The 14,392-nt window shown below is 63.3% G+C and carries 12 protein-coding genes and 2 pseudogenes; 9 read left to right on the top strand and 5 right to left on the bottom strand.

Annotated elements, in window-relative coordinates; all coding sequences use genetic code 11:
• Window positions 1-388: pseudogene (locus tag FV217_RS08005) on the bottom strand (EVE domain-containing protein); the annotation flags it as partial.
• A gap of 480 nt (window positions 389-868) precedes the next feature.
• Between FV217_RS08005 and FV217_RS08010 the strand changes: the two are divergent.
• The 3 genes and pseudogenes from FV217_RS08010 (at window position 869) to FV217_RS08020 (ending at window position 4,459) form a co-directional block, all read left to right on the top strand.
• Window positions 869-2,005, top strand: a complete 1,137-nt coding sequence (locus FV217_RS08010) for an S-(hydroxymethyl)glutathione dehydrogenase/class III alcohol dehydrogenase (RefSeq protein WP_147816672.1) — start codon at window positions 869-871, stop codon at window positions 2,003-2,005.
• Between the two features lie 213 nt (window positions 2,006-2,218).
• Window positions 2,219-3,052 (top strand): S-formylglutathione hydrolase, encoded by an 834-nt coding sequence (gene fghA / locus FV217_RS08015; protein ID WP_147816673.1) that lies wholly within the window; start codon window positions 2,219-2,221, stop codon window positions 3,050-3,052.
• Between the two features lie 324 nt (window positions 3,053-3,376).
• Window positions 3,377-4,459: pseudogene (locus FV217_RS08020) on the top strand (IS630 family transposase).
• Here FV217_RS08020 and FV217_RS22780 read toward each other — a convergent pair.
• Window positions 4,460-4,636, bottom strand: a complete 177-nt coding sequence (locus tag FV217_RS22780) for a hypothetical protein (protein WP_187272479.1) — start codon at window positions 4,634-4,636, stop codon at window positions 4,460-4,462.
• 68 nt (window positions 4,637-4,704) lie between these two features.
• On the opposite strand from FV217_RS22780, the gene FV217_RS08025 reads away from it, so the two are divergent.
• The gene (locus FV217_RS08025) at window positions 4,705-5,337 is read left to right on the top strand and encodes a site-specific integrase (protein ID WP_147816674.1); all 633 of its coding nucleotides are present in this window, start codon (window positions 4,705-4,707) and stop codon (window positions 5,335-5,337) included.
• 229 nt (window positions 5,338-5,566) lie between these two features.
• On the opposite strand, the gene FV217_RS22785 is transcribed toward FV217_RS08025, so the two are convergent.
• Entirely contained in the window at window positions 5,567-5,740 is a 174-nt protein-coding gene (locus tag FV217_RS22785) for a hypothetical protein (RefSeq protein ID WP_187272480.1), read from the bottom strand.
• Window positions 5,741-6,334: 594 nt separating this feature from the next.
• On the opposite strand from FV217_RS22785, the gene FV217_RS08030 reads away from it, so the two are divergent.
• The 4 genes from FV217_RS08030 (at window position 6,335) to FV217_RS08055 (ending at window position 10,740) form a co-directional block, all read left to right on the top strand.
• Window positions 6,335-6,811, top strand: a complete 477-nt coding sequence (locus FV217_RS08030; RefSeq protein ID WP_147816675.1) for a BLUF domain-containing protein — start codon at window positions 6,335-6,337, stop codon at window positions 6,809-6,811.
• A gap of 398 nt (window positions 6,812-7,209) precedes the next feature.
• Window positions 7,210-8,094 carry a cobalamin-dependent protein gene (locus FV217_RS08035; protein WP_147816676.1) on the top strand — a complete coding sequence of 295 codons (885 nt, stop codon included), beginning with the start codon at window positions 7,210-7,212 and terminating at the stop codon, window positions 8,092-8,094.
• Between the two features lie 1,159 nt (window positions 8,095-9,253).
• A complete protein-coding gene (locus tag FV217_RS08050; protein ID WP_147816677.1) occupies window positions 9,254-9,814 on the top strand; it encodes an HAD domain-containing protein in 561 nt (186 codons plus the stop codon).
• Window positions 9,815-10,002: 188 nt separating this feature from the next.
• Complete coding sequence (locus FV217_RS08055) at window positions 10,003-10,740, top strand: hypothetical protein (RefSeq protein WP_147816678.1); 738 nt, start codon at window positions 10,003-10,005, stop codon at window positions 10,738-10,740.
• A 232-nt stretch (window positions 10,741-10,972) separates the two neighbouring features.
• Here FV217_RS08055 and FV217_RS08060 read toward each other — a convergent pair whose 3' ends face one another.
• On the bottom strand, window positions 10,973-11,416 hold the full coding sequence (locus FV217_RS08060; protein ID WP_147816679.1) for a PACE efflux transporter: 444 nt from the start codon (window positions 11,414-11,416) through the stop codon (window positions 10,973-10,975).
• An 88-nt stretch (window positions 11,417-11,504) separates the two neighbouring features.
• Between FV217_RS08060 and FV217_RS08065 the strand changes: the two genes are divergently transcribed.
• A complete protein-coding gene (locus tag FV217_RS08065) occupies window positions 11,505-12,413 on the top strand; it encodes a LysR family transcriptional regulator (protein WP_147816680.1) in 909 nt (302 codons plus the stop codon).
• 157 nt (window positions 12,414-12,570) lie between these two features.
• Here FV217_RS08065 and FV217_RS08070 read toward each other — a convergent pair whose 3' ends face one another.
• Window positions 12,571-13,410 (bottom strand): LssY C-terminal domain-containing protein, encoded by an 840-nt coding sequence (locus FV217_RS08070; protein ID WP_147816681.1) that lies wholly within the window; start codon window positions 13,408-13,410, stop codon window positions 12,571-12,573.
• Window positions 13,411-14,392 lie beyond the last annotated feature (982 nt).

Genomic DNA, 14,392 nt, shown 5'->3' on the forward strand with positions numbered 1-14,392 from the left:
TGAGGATACGATCGAAATCAGCCGGTGAGATCGGTCGAACAGCTGACTGCGCACGTCCCGAGATCCGGCCCTGATCGTTCAGAACGCCTCGCTCCAGGACACCGCTTTCATCAGCGAACGGCACCGGGCGTGCGAAATCCAGGTAGCTGCCGGGCTCGATAACCGCGACGAACATGCCAGCACCTGAGGGATCTGGGATGACATCCTGGACCCGTGCAATCGCGAAATATCCACGTGTGCCTGTGATCTTGCGTGGTTCGTAGTAAACGATCCAGTCGCCAAGACAGGCTTGGACGCGGGTCAAGTACTGCTGGGGGAATTGGTAGCGCTCGGCCGGACTGTCATCGTAGACCGAATCAGGACGATGGATAAAAACGCCGAGGGCCATTATAAGACGCTTGTGATTTGAGCGATCTCGTTAATGCAATCGATTGCCCGAACACAAGCCACGATCGTTGCTTCAGCTTGCAGCCAACGAAGCCCTTCGCCTATGCGCCAGAAGCAGAAGTTGGCTTCCTGCCCGAAAGCAGACGTTCCGCATCCGACCCAGTCATTTCGGCTGTCCGCCGCAATGCCTGGAAGCGGACGTTGAGCGAACCAGCTCTCTATTACTAAAATTAGCCGAAATCAGCATGCGTCCTTTTAAGCGGCCGATGCCGTTAGGCTGGCGTCGCCGTCCTGAGCGCCGTCTCGGATGCGAAACGCACAGGTTCGCTCGAAACGAAGCCGAAAGCGTTGCATCCGCGCGCGAGAAGCAGCACACACGCCCCAGATTTTCGGGCCGTTCAGCGTGCCGCCCCTGAGCGAGGCGCGCTGAAGAGTCGGCAGTTCGGCACCGTCCGTTATCATCCAGACAAAGGAACACGTGATGAAAACGCGCGCTGCTGTCGCGTGGGAGGCCAAGAAGCCTCTCACCATCGAAACCATCGACATCGAGGGGCCCAAGGCCGGCGAAGTGCTCGTTGAGGTGATGGCCACCGGCATCTGCCACACAGACGCCTACACCCTCTCGGGCCTTGATTCCGAGGGCAAGTTCCCGGCGATCCTCGGCCACGAGGGCGCTGGCATCGTCCGCGAGGTCGGGGCCGGCGTCACCGACCTGAAGGTCGGCGACCACGTCATCCCGCTGTACACGCCCGAGTGCCGCAGCTGTAAGTCCTGCCTGTCGCAGCGCACCAACCTTTGCACCGCGATCCGCTCGACGCAGGGACAGGGCGTGATGCCGGACGGCACCAGCCGGTTCTCCTGCACTTCCACCGGCGGTAGCCCGGGCGGCAAGAACACCCTGTTCCACTACATGGGCTGCTCGACCTTCGCGAACTTCACCGTCCTGCCGGCGATCGCGCTGGCGAAGGTCCGCGAAGACGCCCCGTTCGACAAGATCTGCTACATCGGTTGCGGCGTCACCACCGGCATCGGCGCGGTGATCTACACCGCGAAGGTCTGGCCCGGCGCCAACGTCGTGGTGTTCGGTCTCGGCGGCATCGGCCTCAACGTGCTCCAGGCCGCCCGGATGGTCGGGGCCGACAAGATCATCGGCGTCGACATTAACCCGGACAAGCAGGAGATGGCCCGCAAGTTCGGTATGACCCACTTCATCAACCCAAAGGAAGTCGGCAACGATCACGTCGTCGCGGCGATCCTCGACGCGACGGGCGGCGGCGCCGACTTCTCCTTCGATTGCACCGGCAACGTCAACGTGATGCGCCAAGCCCTCGAGTGCTGCCACCGCGGCTGGGGCGAGTCGATCGTCATCGGCGTGGCCGAGGCCGGCAAGGAAATCTCGACCCGTCCGTTCCAGCTCGTCACCGGCCGCGTCTGGAAGGGCTCAGCCTTCGGCGGCGCCCGAGGCCGCACCGACGTACCGAAGATCGTCGACTGGTACATGGAGGGCAAGATCAACATCGACGACCTGATTACCCACACCATGCCCCTGGACGAGATCAACCACGGCTTCGACCTTATGCACGAAGGCAAGTCGATCCGCTCGGTGGTGCTGTACTAGAACCAGCCCGCGGGTCTTCCCTACCCCCCTCCGGGGGGAGAGAGTGGCCCGCGAAGCAGGTAGGGAAAGGGGAGCACGTTCTCCGGAAAGGTCGCTCTCCTCTCCCTACCGTCTTTGACGCGAGGCCCACCCTCCCATGCTTAATGGGGGAAGGGAGGAGCCCGCACCGACCAACGGCCCCGAACGGCTCAAAGAGCGCCAGGAGATCACCCCATGGAAACCGTCTCGAAGGCCCTGTCGCATGGCGGCATCCAGGGCGTGTACAAGCACGAGGCCGAATCCACCGGCTGCCCGATGACCTTTGCGGTGTTCGTGCCGCCTCAGGCCGCCGACGGCCCCGTGCCGGTGCTGTGGTACCTCTCGGGCCTGACTTGCACCCATGCCAACGTCATGGACAAGGGTGAGTACCGGCAGGCCGCCGCCCGCCACGGCGTCATCATTGTGGCTCCCGACACCAGCCCCCGCGGCGAGGGCATTCCAGACGAGGCCGGCAACTGGCAGTTCGGCTCGGGCGCCGGGTTCTATCTCGACGCCACCCAGGCGCCCTACGCCAAGAACTACCGGATGTGGAGCTACGTCACCGGGGAGCTTCCGGCACTGGTGGCGAAGAACTTCCCCGCTGACATGAGCCGCCAGGGCATCTTCGGCCATTCCATGGGCGGCCACGGTGCGCTGACCATCGCGCTGACCTATCCCGACCGCTTCAAGTCCTGCTCGGCCTTCGCGCCGATCGCTCAGCCGATGACCGCCGGTTGGTCGAAGCCGGCGCTGGAGAAGTATCTCGGCACCGACGAGAGCGCATGGCGCGCGCATGACGCCACCGCGCTGATCGCCGACGGCCACCGCTTCCCCGAATTCCTCGTAGATCAGGGCACCGCCGACAGCTTCCTTCAGGACGGCCTGCGGCCGTGGCTGCTGGAGGAAGAGTGCAAAAAGGCCGGCATCGCACTGACGCTGAACATGCGCGAAGGCTACGACCACTCGTACTTCTTCATCTCCAGCTTCATGGACGACCACATCGCCTGGGCCGCCGCGCGACTAAAGTGACATCGCCAGCGTGGCTTCCCAACGGAGCGTCAGGGCTTTCATGGTCTGATGTAGCATGACATCCTCTCTGGACGTCGCATCAGCGATGTGCATCGAGACATCCTCTGCCGAATCCATCTAGGCGAAGTGACGACCCACGGCTCCTTTCCGCCTATACGGGCCGTCCAGCACATCTCAGGCCTCTCGGCGAGCGGCAATCGCTACTCGCCGGGTTAGTCAGTTGTCTAACGCAGCGAAATAATACCAGCGAGCTCTGATGGTGACTCACGGGGTTTCGGATAGGCGGCGGATCTGATTCGATGCGGTGAACCGGGGAGGTTTGCCATGTCCGCAGCCGCGCCGCTTCGCGAAAACTTCAACACCGACGCTCTGCGCCATCTAGCCAAGACGAGCCGGGATGCCGGGCAAAGCCGGCGTATTCTGGTGCTGGCGACGATCTACGATGGTGGCAACCGCACGGACGCAGCCCGGATCGGAGCGGTGGGCCTGCAGACGGTGCGCGATTGGGTGTTGGCCTTCAACGCCGATGGTCCGGTTGGCCTGATCGACGGCAAGGCACCGGGGCAGCGGCCCAAGCTGAACGACGACCAGCGCCGGGCGCTGGCCGCGATCGTCGAGCACGGTCCAGACCCGGATCAGGACGGCGTCGTGCGCTGGCGGCGCACGGATCTGGCCGCCTGGCTCTATGCGCGCTTCCGCGTCAGCCTGGACGAGACCACGGTCGGGCGCGCGTTGCGGAAGCTCGGCTTTGCCAAGCTCTCCGCCAGACCCCGGCACTATGCCCAGGATTCGGCCGCGCTGGCGGTGTTTAAAAAAGTCTGCCCGCCGCGCTGAGGGCGATCCGCGCCACGCTGCCGGTCGGCACGGACATCGAGCTGTGGTGGCAGGACGTCCTTCGAGAGCCTCAGGATGAGGGCTCGCGTCGGCCAGAAGAACACCCTGCCACGTCGCTGGGCGCGTCGCGGCACGCGGCCCACAGCCCCCAAGGATCAGCGTACGGAACATGCCTACATCTTCGGAGCGATCTGCCCCGAGAAGGGCAAGGGCGCCGGCCTCGTCCTGCCCCGCTGCAATGCGCAAGCGATGAACGCGCACTTGGTCGAGATCAGCCTCGCCGTCGATCCCGGCGCCCATGCCGTGCTGATGCTCGACGGCGCCGGCTGGCACGTCGCCGGCGACCTCGTCGTGCCCGACAACATCACACTGTTGCAACTCCCAGCCCGCGCTCCGGAACTCAATCCCGTCGAGAATGTCTGGCAGTTCATCCGCGACAACTGGCTCGGCGACCGGATCTTCACATCCTACGAGGACATCGTCGACCGCTGCTGCAACGCCTGGAACAGGCTCACCGATCAACCCTGGAAGATCATGTCCATCCGACTGCGCGAATGGGCTCATCGGTTATGATCAGCGCTCGTTGGTATAAGTTGTCGCGAGCTTCGCGGCGAGCGCATCCGGCACGGACTTCTGCGTGCCGCCGATCTCCGTGACCGTCGCCGCGCCGAGGTCAAACTGCGGCTGATCCGTTGCCGGGATGGCGAGCGGATGCGGGGTGCCGATGTCTTCCGAGAGGTCGTCGGTCACAGGAATGCATCGGAGAACCGAACTGGACGGCCCACATTCTGGCCGAGCCACGCGAGCGCGTCCGCGAGATGACCTATGAGGAAGAGGGTCGGATCGAGGATCACGAGCGCGCCAATTATCGCCCAGCGCGGGTCTTCGCGCAGATCCCCGGCCTACGCCGGCGCGAGGTCGTGTCGCTGACGTGGCCCCAGGTCGATTTCGACGCCGAAGTCCTGCGCATCGTCGGCAAGGGCGACAAGCCGCACATCATCCCGATCACGCCGGATTTGCATGCCCTGCTCTGGCCGCTGCGAGGGCACCACCCGACACACGTCTTCACCTACATTTGCCAGCGGACCCGGCGCGAGGAGCGATCCGGCCGCGAACTGGTGAAGGTTGACCGCTACCCAATCACCTATTGGGGGCTCGGCTCCCGCATGCGCCGGACCATGGACAAGGCCGAGGTCGTCGGCCTGCGGATCCATGACCTCCGACACACGAGCGCGACGCGGACCCTACGCGCCACCGGGAACCTGAAGCTGGTCCAGCGCCTGCTCAACCATTCGACCATGCGTGTGACCGAGAAATACGCGCACGCGAGCCTCGACGATCTCCGCGAGGCGATGAAAACGACGGCCGCCGATGATGACCGCCGTCGCACCAAGTCCCGAGGAAAGTCCCAAAGTTTGGAGCGAAAGCCAAAGCCGTCCAAAATTTCTTAGCAAAGACAGAGGCTTACGACATGCAAATCTCTTCGGACAACCGCCTTGCAAGCGGTAGGTCGCGAGTTCAAGTCCCGCAACCGGCACCACTTTTTCCGGCCGGAGTTGAAACTGGCGGTTCCAGTTTCAACTTTCGTCCACGAAGCGTTCTCCAGTGGCACGCACCAGGCATGCAAAAACCCGCCGCGGCCAAAGCCGGGCGGGCCCAAATCATTATGACCTTGGCGCATCAGGCCGGCGGCGGGTGCCGCTGCAGCTGAGCGCTCTTGCTCCAGAAATCACGCAGCTTCGCCGGAATGTTTTCGATGTACGGCGTAGGGTCCGGCTGCACGGCGAGCACCGCCGGCACCGTAGCCACAAGGAAGAAGCCGCCGATCACCACCTTGTTCGTGCGCGGCACCACGCCGTCGGCCGCCCCCTTGGGGATGACGTGCAGGATGCAGTCGAGGCTGGGACCGCCGATTTCGATTGGCCGGAGGCGACCGGCTCACCGCTTGCGCTGACCCGTAAATCTCCGCCGCTTGCCGTGCGCGGGGGCCCTGCCTCTCAACCACTTGTTCTGGATTGGATGTGCCGGTCACGGCCGGTAGGGCGCCTTTAACGGACGCGCCGGCAGTTTCAGGCAGAAGCGTTCTGACCGAAGTTGATTTGTAGCCTGACCCGGCCTTGAACGCAGCTGGTTGCCTGAGCGGATCCCATTACGGCAAAGGTGGTTTGGATCACGCACGTGGCGAAACGTGATGTGCGTGCCATGTCAGACAGCACTGCGGCGGCAATTTCGCTGTCGCCCGCGCACGAAATAATGCAGTATGGATTTAAGTCAGATGGCTTGGTCGAGGGCGAGCGGGCTGTTGAGGGCATCGAATAGCAGCACTTTCGGTATCCGCACGTCGGTCTGTGCGCCACGCTTCAACTTTAAATGCATCCAACTGCACTATGTCGCTGCTCGCTCGCCGGGCGAAACGCCTTGACTGACATCACTGGAGCAAGCCTACCCATGTTCGACGAATATGGCTTTCTCCGCGACGCTGATCTGGACGAAGCAGCGCTGCCAGCGCTACATCATTTCGTTTACTGCAGCCGTGCCGTCGACAGCGTCGACGACGCCGAGGTCGGTCGCATCGTCGAGTTGGCCCAGCGCAATAATCTCGCGCGCGGTATCACCGGGGTGCTGGTTTTCGGTAGCGGCGTTTTCTTCCAGTGGATCGAGGGGCCGGCCGCCCAGATGAAGAATCTGATCGCGAGCCTACATAGCGATCCGCGGCATTACGATATCGTCACGCTGGACCAGAGTGAAGAAAAGCGAGAGCGTCTCTATCCAAACTGGGACATGGATAAGGTCGAGGCCGAAGACATCCGCATGGTCCTACAGGACGCACTCGAAAGTGCCGAAGACAAAAACAACGTCGCGGCGCTCACGCGGATTCTCAAGCAACTCGACTCAGGACCGCTGAATTCGCTTGGGCGAAGTTGATCGGGCCGGCAACTCGTCACTCCAAGGCGATCCGCCACTGGTGTGGCGGCGAAATGGTCTATCCGCTCGCAAGTCGCCAAATGGAATTGCGCGAGGCGAATTGCGAAACGCACTAAGTGAATTGATTCCGTACCTCAACTCTGCCGAACGCCGGCTCCCGCAGACAAAACAAAGACAAATATCTTCTTTATAGTGTTGATATACTTGGCACAGCCCAGCACTTCATCCGCTATTCGTGGTGGGTGGACGGGGCGTGGCACAACGGTCATTGGGTTCGAAGGGTCGAATGTCAACCTTTACATTTCGACTGCCGTGAGGTTTGTTCCTGCCCCTTAAAACGGCTGCTCGACGGCCGGATGGCGACGGGGATCTCAACTCTGGACCGTGGGTAGGGAGCAATGCTGGAACTGGGACCATCCCACCATGAGTGGGCCAACCTGCTGACAGCCGAGATCGCCGAAGCGGCAGGCGTCCGAGAGGACTACGCGCGACGGAGATCTGCCGAACACGCGCGCGAACGGACGTTGGCGCTTGGCCGGGTTATCCAGGCCGAGATTATCCCACGCCTGATGCTACTCGACCGAAACGAGTTGCGCGTACAACCGGAAGCTTTGCCGAAGCTCGAAACGGAGGCGGTGGCTGAGTTCACCGATCTGATTCTTGCCCACGATGTCACGGCACTCATGGAGGCCTTCAGCGCCCTCATGGTGCAGGGCTATGCGGCCGATGACCTGTTCCTCGACCTTCTCGCGCCCTCGGCCGCGCTGCTGGGACGGATGTGGGACGATGACCTGTGCGATTTTATCGAGGTCACAGCTGGTCTGGCTCAGTTGCAATTCCTGCTGGCCACATTCCGTATGGACGGCGGCATCGCGCCTTTCGACGAGAAGCGTCGCATCCTCCTGATGGGAGCACCGGGCGAGCAGCACACTTTCGGCCTGGCGATCGTCGAGCAGTTCATGCGCAAGGCTGGCTGGCACGTCGCCAGTGGCCTCGCCTCCAGTCCCGAGCAGATTGCCGAACGGGTCGGATCACAATGGTTCGGCGTCGTGGGTCTGACCCTAAGCCGGGAGAGCCACCTCGATCACCTGGCGGCCTCAATCCGCACCGTGCGTCGGGCTTCGCTCAACACGTCCATCGGCGTCATGGTCGGCGGCCCGGTTTTCCTTGAGCATCCCAAATACGTCAAACAGGTCGGCGCTGATGCTTCGGCGGTAGACGCGCCGACCGCAGTGCTGCTGGCGCAACGGCTGCTGACCTACGTGGGCGCCACACGCGCCTAATAAGGGAAATGTGACGCTTGGTACCCCGCTGCCGGGGCCGGTCCCGGCCCTTAAGAGGCTTTGGGGGAAGGTCCGCTTTCAGGCTGTCGGGTGTAGCAGAGATTTCGATCGGATTAGGTGGAAAGCGGCCTTACCAGGGTGCACCCCTTAGGTGACGAGCTACTGCGATCGCGGGTCATCGCGTCTGGGTAATAAGTGACGCATAAAGGAGCATCGCTGGCTTCGGTACCGGCCGCCTCTGCCTGAGAGCAGCGAGCGTTCCCGCCTTGATCACGCGGAGCACGTCTGTGTCTGACAGCAGGCCCATAGCTATCCTCATCGCAGAGTCTGACCAGCTCGTCCGTATGGTCACCGCGGACATGCTGACGAATATTGGTTATCAGGCCATAGAGGTCTGCACCGCCGCCGAGGCACTGGCGATGCTTCAAGGACCAGCCACCGTGCGCATACTCATCACGGGGCGTAGCATTGTAGGCGATGGTGTGGCCCTGGCCCACCTCGTTCACCACCGTTGGCCCGATGTCGGCATCATTGTCACCTCGGGAGTTGGAGCCGAGCTTCAGCGCGAGTTGCCGCCGGGTACGCACTTGCTTAGAGCCGTACCCGACCCGATTGCATCGGGTCGGCGTCTCTAATCCTTTGTTGTGACGCGCTTTCTTTCGACCAACCGGCAACCACTTGGTCGGAAAGCGCTCTAGCAAGCCATACAGGTTTGCGGACCTCATCCAAAAGGTAGAGGCTGGCCTCACACAGGTGCTGGACGAGGCCTCGACCGCGCCCGTATTGCCGAGCGGCGTACCGCCCCATAGGGGATTGGATCTGGGCCACGGCGTGGGCACCATTGCCGCTCCCTCGACCGAGCCGGACAAGACGTAATCTCTGTCTCCACGACGATTGGTTCATTACCCGAGCCGGCCGCACGCATCTGGTGCGCTTAACATCCTGATCGACAGACCCAAGGCATACGGGTCCGCTATGGTTCGGGCTCCGCGCGTCGACGTCAGAGACTTGTCCGCGCCATAGCTGATCGTCAACCTCGGCCAAAGGCGGCACCGCCCGCACTTATGGTGTCCTTCATGCGCACGCTGGACGGTTGCAGCGACGCATTGTAGGCGTCCGCGGCGAATGCAAGGTTGCTGCACCAGACGAGGTTGGCCTCTTGAACGAGCATAGAGGCACCGCTCCGCTGACGATTTACCTCGACGTGGACGGCGTTGTGACGACGGTCGGCTATCAACGGCGCGCCGGCAAGGACGAGCTCAACCCAGTCCAGGTCGCCATCGTCGCCGGCTTGGTGATAGAGTTCGACGCCAAGGTGGTCGTTTCATCGACATGGCGCGTCGCCGATTGCCGTCCGACCTTGATCGATGCCGGCCTTCCCGAAACCTGCTTTCACCCCGACTGGCACACCGCCATCCTGCAGACGAGCCGAGATGCCAAGACGGGCGGTATGCTCTCCGCCGAGCGAGCCGGACGCGGCGACGAAATCGCCGAGCACGCGACCCGGAATCGTATCACGGATTATCTCGTCCTCGACGACGTCGAAGTTGGCCCCGTGCACTTGGGTCGGCACGTCCGGCCGATCGCGGAATTCGGCCTGAGCGAAGCGGATCGGGGCCTGGCCCGGAGGCTGCTGGCTGGGATGGTCGACGTCCGCCGGACGGCGGATCGGAATGGCTCACATCCCACAACTGCCGATTTACGCTTCGGTAGGGATTGAACTTTCCGAAGGCTCGGGTCATTCCATGACAGTGGAGTGACACGCGCGTCACGCCGCCCCCCGACATCGACTGGGTCACCTAGACCTCCGCCGGACCTGCTCGTCCGGTCGCACCTCGACACCGCATCCGTGCGGCTGCTGAGTGCGCGTCGCGTGGGGTCATGGAGTGGCAGGAAGGAGCGGCTGCGATGTTCGGGTTCAGAACTCAGGAAAAGACCTTCAGCCCCTCGCTTGCTGCCCTGGGCATCGTCGAACGGTCGGCTGCTGGGGCCTATGCCGCGCTCCTCGCCACAGGCTGGTCCGAGATCGGTTTCGGATACCATGGCACCGTCCACGCGCATCCGGACCACCCGAATGTCGTCGTGCGCTTCGCGCGCAAGGCTGACGGGTTCGGCGACTATGCGGCTCTCCTACGTAAAGGGTTTGCGGGCTCGAATGGACCGCATGCGCCGCGCATCTACGACATGCATGTCAGCCGCTGCGGTGCCCTGATGACCGTGGGCTCGCGGCTGACCAATCCTGCGCACGACATCTGGTGGCTGGCTTACGCCCATGCCGTCATCGCCGACCATCCGGGTGTTGCGATGGATGATGGCGTGCGCGATCGGTTCAAAGTTGAATGGCCGGCGCATGAGCCGCGGGTCGATCATGCGAGCTTCGACGGCATCCGCGAGGCGTTCAGGGCCACGTGGCCCGGATACGAGACCTATGTCGCCAAACTACGGGCGGTGTCGCCACAGGGGCTCGACCCCAATATCGGCAATGTGCTTGTCGGCAGCGACGGCAGCCCGGTGGTGAACGATCCACTGTGCGACGATGGATATGGCTTGTGGCGCTCACCGCTCTCCCGAGTGCTGACCCGCTATGCGGAAGTCTTGCGTCGGCTGGCAGGCGAAGCACTCGGCAGATCACCCGTTCCCGCTTGATCACGGGGGCGACGTTATAGAGCGGCGCAATCGCATCGGACCGGTGACTGGGACACCGACGACGTTTTCATCGTGCTAGACCTGCATTCGAGGATCCTTTTCAACGAGGCATTCCCGAACGTCGGCGGCTATTGGCTCGACGTACGGACGCGAGCCTTCAGCTGCATACCTGCTCCCGTTATCCGGTTGCTGCAGCCGAACACCAGAAGGCGGGCGCGAGGTTCGGACATGCTCAGCGGGAGGGCTCCGCTGCGACCTCGCCCCAGCCCGGCAGGGGAAAGGCCCGGTCGTAGGCCAGATTGAAGAGGAAGGCGTAGGCCACGTAGAAGGCCGCGATCGCGATATCCATGATGAAGGCCTGAACGAGGCCGATGCCGAGATACCAGGCGATCGGTGGCAGCAGGATCACGAGCAGCCCCGCTTCGAACAGCACGGCGTGGCCGACCCGCAGGACGAGGCTCTTACGCGTGTGCCCGACCAGCCGCTGCATCGCGCGATCGAAGCCGAGGTTGTAGGCGTAGTTCCACGCCGTCGCGACCAGGGCGCTGCCCACGCCGATCACGCCCATGTCGGAGGCGTGCAGGCCGAACAGCACGGTCCCGAGCGGAACGATGAGCGCGAGCCCGACGATCTCGAACAGGATGGCGTGGCGGATACGGTCGCGTGTGCTGCGCATGGTCTGGCCTGGAAAGCGCGTCTGGTCCGCCGCCTTCTATCTGTGATATTCCGGTCGGCAAGTTGGTACATATCTGGAACTCAGATAGATGGCCGTCTCCCTTGACCAGCTTCAGGCCTTCGTGGCGGCAGCCGAGGCCGGTTCGTTTTCCGGGGCTGCCCGTGCGCTGCGCAAGGCGCAGTCGGCCGTCAGCACACAGGTGGCGAACCTCGAGGCGGATCTGGGTCTGGCCCTGTTCAGCCGGGCAGGCAGGAATCCGGTGCTCACCCCGGCGGGGGAACGGCTCCTGCTGGAGGCGCGGGTCGTGCTCGACCGGCGCGAGCACATGATCGGCGTGGCGAGCAGCCTGGAACAGCGGGTGGAGAACCGGCTGGTGGTCGCCATCGACGAACTCTATCCCGAGCATGCCCTTGGCGCCCTGTTCGCCGATTTTGCCGGGCGCTTCCCATTCGTGGAACTCGAGCTGCTCTTCCCGCTGATGGAGGATGTCAGCCGCATGGTGCAGTCCGGAGCCGCCGACCTCGGCGTGATGTGGCGCCAGGAGGTGCTGCCCACGGAGCTCGGCTTTCAGACCATCGGTTGGGTGCCCCTCAAGCTCGTTTGCGGGCGTGATCATCCGCTGGCGAAGGCACGGGTCGAGTGGGAGGAACTGAAACGCCACCGCCAGATCCTTGTGGCCGCCCGCAGTGACGGGCCGGAGAAGCGCCGCCTGCGGGTGGCCGCCGAGGTGTGGTGGGTGGAAAGCCACTGGGTCATTCTGGAGATGGTCAAGCACGGGATCGGTTGGGCTTTCGTCACCGACCACGTCATCGCCGCGTCCCTCACCGCGCCGTACCTCGTCAAGCCGGACCTGCAGTTCGACAAGGGCGACTGGCCCATCGCCCTCGAACTGGTCTGGCACAAGCAACGGCCTTGCGGCCCCGCCGCGGCATGGCTCCGCGAGCGCTTCGCGGCGGATCGGGTTGGTAATTTGTCAGGAGGCGGCCGGACAGGCTGAGGGACGAGCTTCGGAGGAGGTCGCAGCGATCGTCGGACGATGCATCGGGACCCGCCTTTCTCACGCGTCTTTCCAGAAGCGGTCAGGCCGCTTGGGGTGGTTTGAAGTCCGACTGCTTCCGTTCCGTAGAACGCTACCTTCGGCCATGGACGCCAAGTCAACGCCCATGATCGGGCTCCGGCCTCAAATCCGCGACGGCCAGCATGCCATCGCTGAGGTAGCGGTTCACGGAGCCAAGTGTCAGCCGCTCGCCCGGCCGGTGGTAGCGGACCGGGCCGATCCCACCGTGATCCGTCAGCACTTGTACAAGGAACGCACGCTCTGCATCGGCGTCGACGTCGGTCGCGTGGGTGACCTGTAAGCTGAGGCTCGTCAACGAAAGACCGATATCCTTCGTCGCGGCACCGACCCACATCGCGCGCTCGGAAGCGGCCGGTGAGCCAGACGCGAGCCAGAAGGCCACCGTGTCCAGGGATCCCTCGTCGCGTTCGGCGGAAAGGCCCCAGAACCGGACGTGGTGGCGCTTGCGGGGGCTGTCGTCGATGGAGCACTGGAAGCCGGTGTCCTGCCCTCGGTTGAACAGGAATAGCGTGCTGAATGGGGCGCTCGGATAGGGCCGGTTCAGGACGAAGGCGTAGGCCATCAGCCATGAACTGCGGAGGCCCAGGGGATCTGCCTGTGTCCAGCCGGCGAGGGCGAAGGCACGGCGCAAATCATCGAAGGTGCCGATCAGGACGAGGTTGACCGGATCGCCCGGCAATCCATCGCCGGTCATCGTGTAGGAGGGTACCCGACCCCGGTTGAGGATGTGGGCACCGAGCCTGATCGCGCGCGGTAGGATCAGGTAGGCGGCGGCCACGTAGGTGGACGCGATCGCCAAGACGAGTGGCAGGCGACGGTCGGCGACGTCGTAGAACAGAACCAGGATGAGCCAGACGGTGATCAGGCCAAGGAGCGCGACAAGCGTACGTTGGCCAAGCAGCTTCAGGCGCTTCACAGAGCGTGCTCCTCCTCCGGCCGCCTGCCGCCCTGCGTTCTCGTTCGGCGCTCGCTGGTCACAGCCGGAAACCTCATGGCAGCGACTGGGGTAAGCGTTCCGGCGCCCTGTCTCTCGACCCGGGCGCCAAGGTGGCATCCCGACCGAACAGGAACCACACTCTCACGGCAAGCGTGGAGTCCGGCCTACCAAATGTCACGAGCAAATGAGGGAACACGCCGGACGTCGCCAGTGGCAGGAGAACGCCTGGAACAAGAACCGACCGGTCGACCACAGACGCGGCAACGACCTGTCGCGCGCCCGAACGACCTCCGAGCAGGTACAGCCAGCCGATGACGCGGATGAGTCCTTGCTCATCCCAATGAAAGCGCGGTCCCCGAACAGCGTCTGCGTCGCGCCCGGCCAGGCGTTCAGCAGCGTGCCGGCGGCAAGGTAGATCACGCCGTTGGCAGGCCGTGTAACTGGATGGAATCCCCAGGTTGGTGGGCTTTGTGAGAAGCTCTCGAACGAGTGACATGGCCTTGGTCCATTCGCTGCCGAACCTGCCTTTCTCATGTGAAATCAATCGGCATGACCCGGGAGCACGTGGCCCAGTTGCGCCTCCTATGCTGAAGGCGCCCAGTGCCGCGACGGTCTCGAGCCAGAGCCTCATACGGATAGTCTGAATGATTGTAATGGGCGTGCTACTGCCGGAACGGCGGCGCGATCAAAGTCCGCTTTTGAGTAGGGCGTAGGTCAATGGTAACGGCCAGGTTGGGTCGCGAGCGGCCGGAATGGCAACGTCTGCATTCGTACTTGAGCGCTCCGAAGCGGTCGTCCTGCTTCCTGCCAACGCAAATCGTTCTTTAGCACCGCCGACCGCCCTATCTCTCAAAGCCTTTTGACGCGGTTGCAGACGTGGTTACAGTCACGTGGCGATGCGGCGGTGAGCGGAGTTACCAGAAATTTCATAGCGTTTCACGCTTGGGCTTGGTCCACCCAG

Source organism: Methylobacterium sp. WL9 (assembly GCF_008040035.1).
In the GTDB taxonomy this organism is placed as follows: Bacteria; Pseudomonadota; Alphaproteobacteria; order Rhizobiales; family Beijerinckiaceae; genus Methylobacterium; species Methylobacterium thuringiense.

Excerpts from the sequence above, each read along its gene's own strand:
- FV217_RS08030 (WP_147816675.1), top strand. The coding sequence starts at position 6,335 with ATGTTCGACGAATATGGCTTTCTCCGCGACGCTGATCTGGACGAAGCA.
- FV217_RS08025 (WP_147816674.1), top strand. The coding sequence starts at position 4,705 with ATGACCTATGAGGAAGAGGGTCGGATCGAGGATCACGAGCGCGCCAAT.
- FV217_RS08065 (WP_147816680.1), top strand. The coding sequence starts at position 11,505 with ATGGCCGTCTCCCTTGACCAGCTTCAGGCCTTCGTGGCGGCAGCCGAG.
- fghA (WP_147816673.1), top strand. The coding sequence starts at position 2,219 with ATGGAAACCGTCTCGAAGGCCCTGTCGCATGGCGGCATCCAGGGCGTG.
- FV217_RS08010 (WP_147816672.1), top strand. The coding sequence starts at position 869 with ATGAAAACGCGCGCTGCTGTCGCGTGGGAGGCCAAGAAGCCTCTCACC.
- FV217_RS08055 (WP_147816678.1), top strand. The coding sequence starts at position 10,003 with ATGTTCGGGTTCAGAACTCAGGAAAAGACCTTCAGCCCCTCGCTTGCT.
- FV217_RS08060 (WP_147816679.1), bottom strand. The coding sequence starts at position 11,416 with ATGCGCAGCACACGCGACCGTATCCGCCACGCCATCCTGTTCGAGATC.
- FV217_RS08035 (WP_147816676.1), top strand. The coding sequence starts at position 7,210 with ATGCTGGAACTGGGACCATCCCACCATGAGTGGGCCAACCTGCTGACA.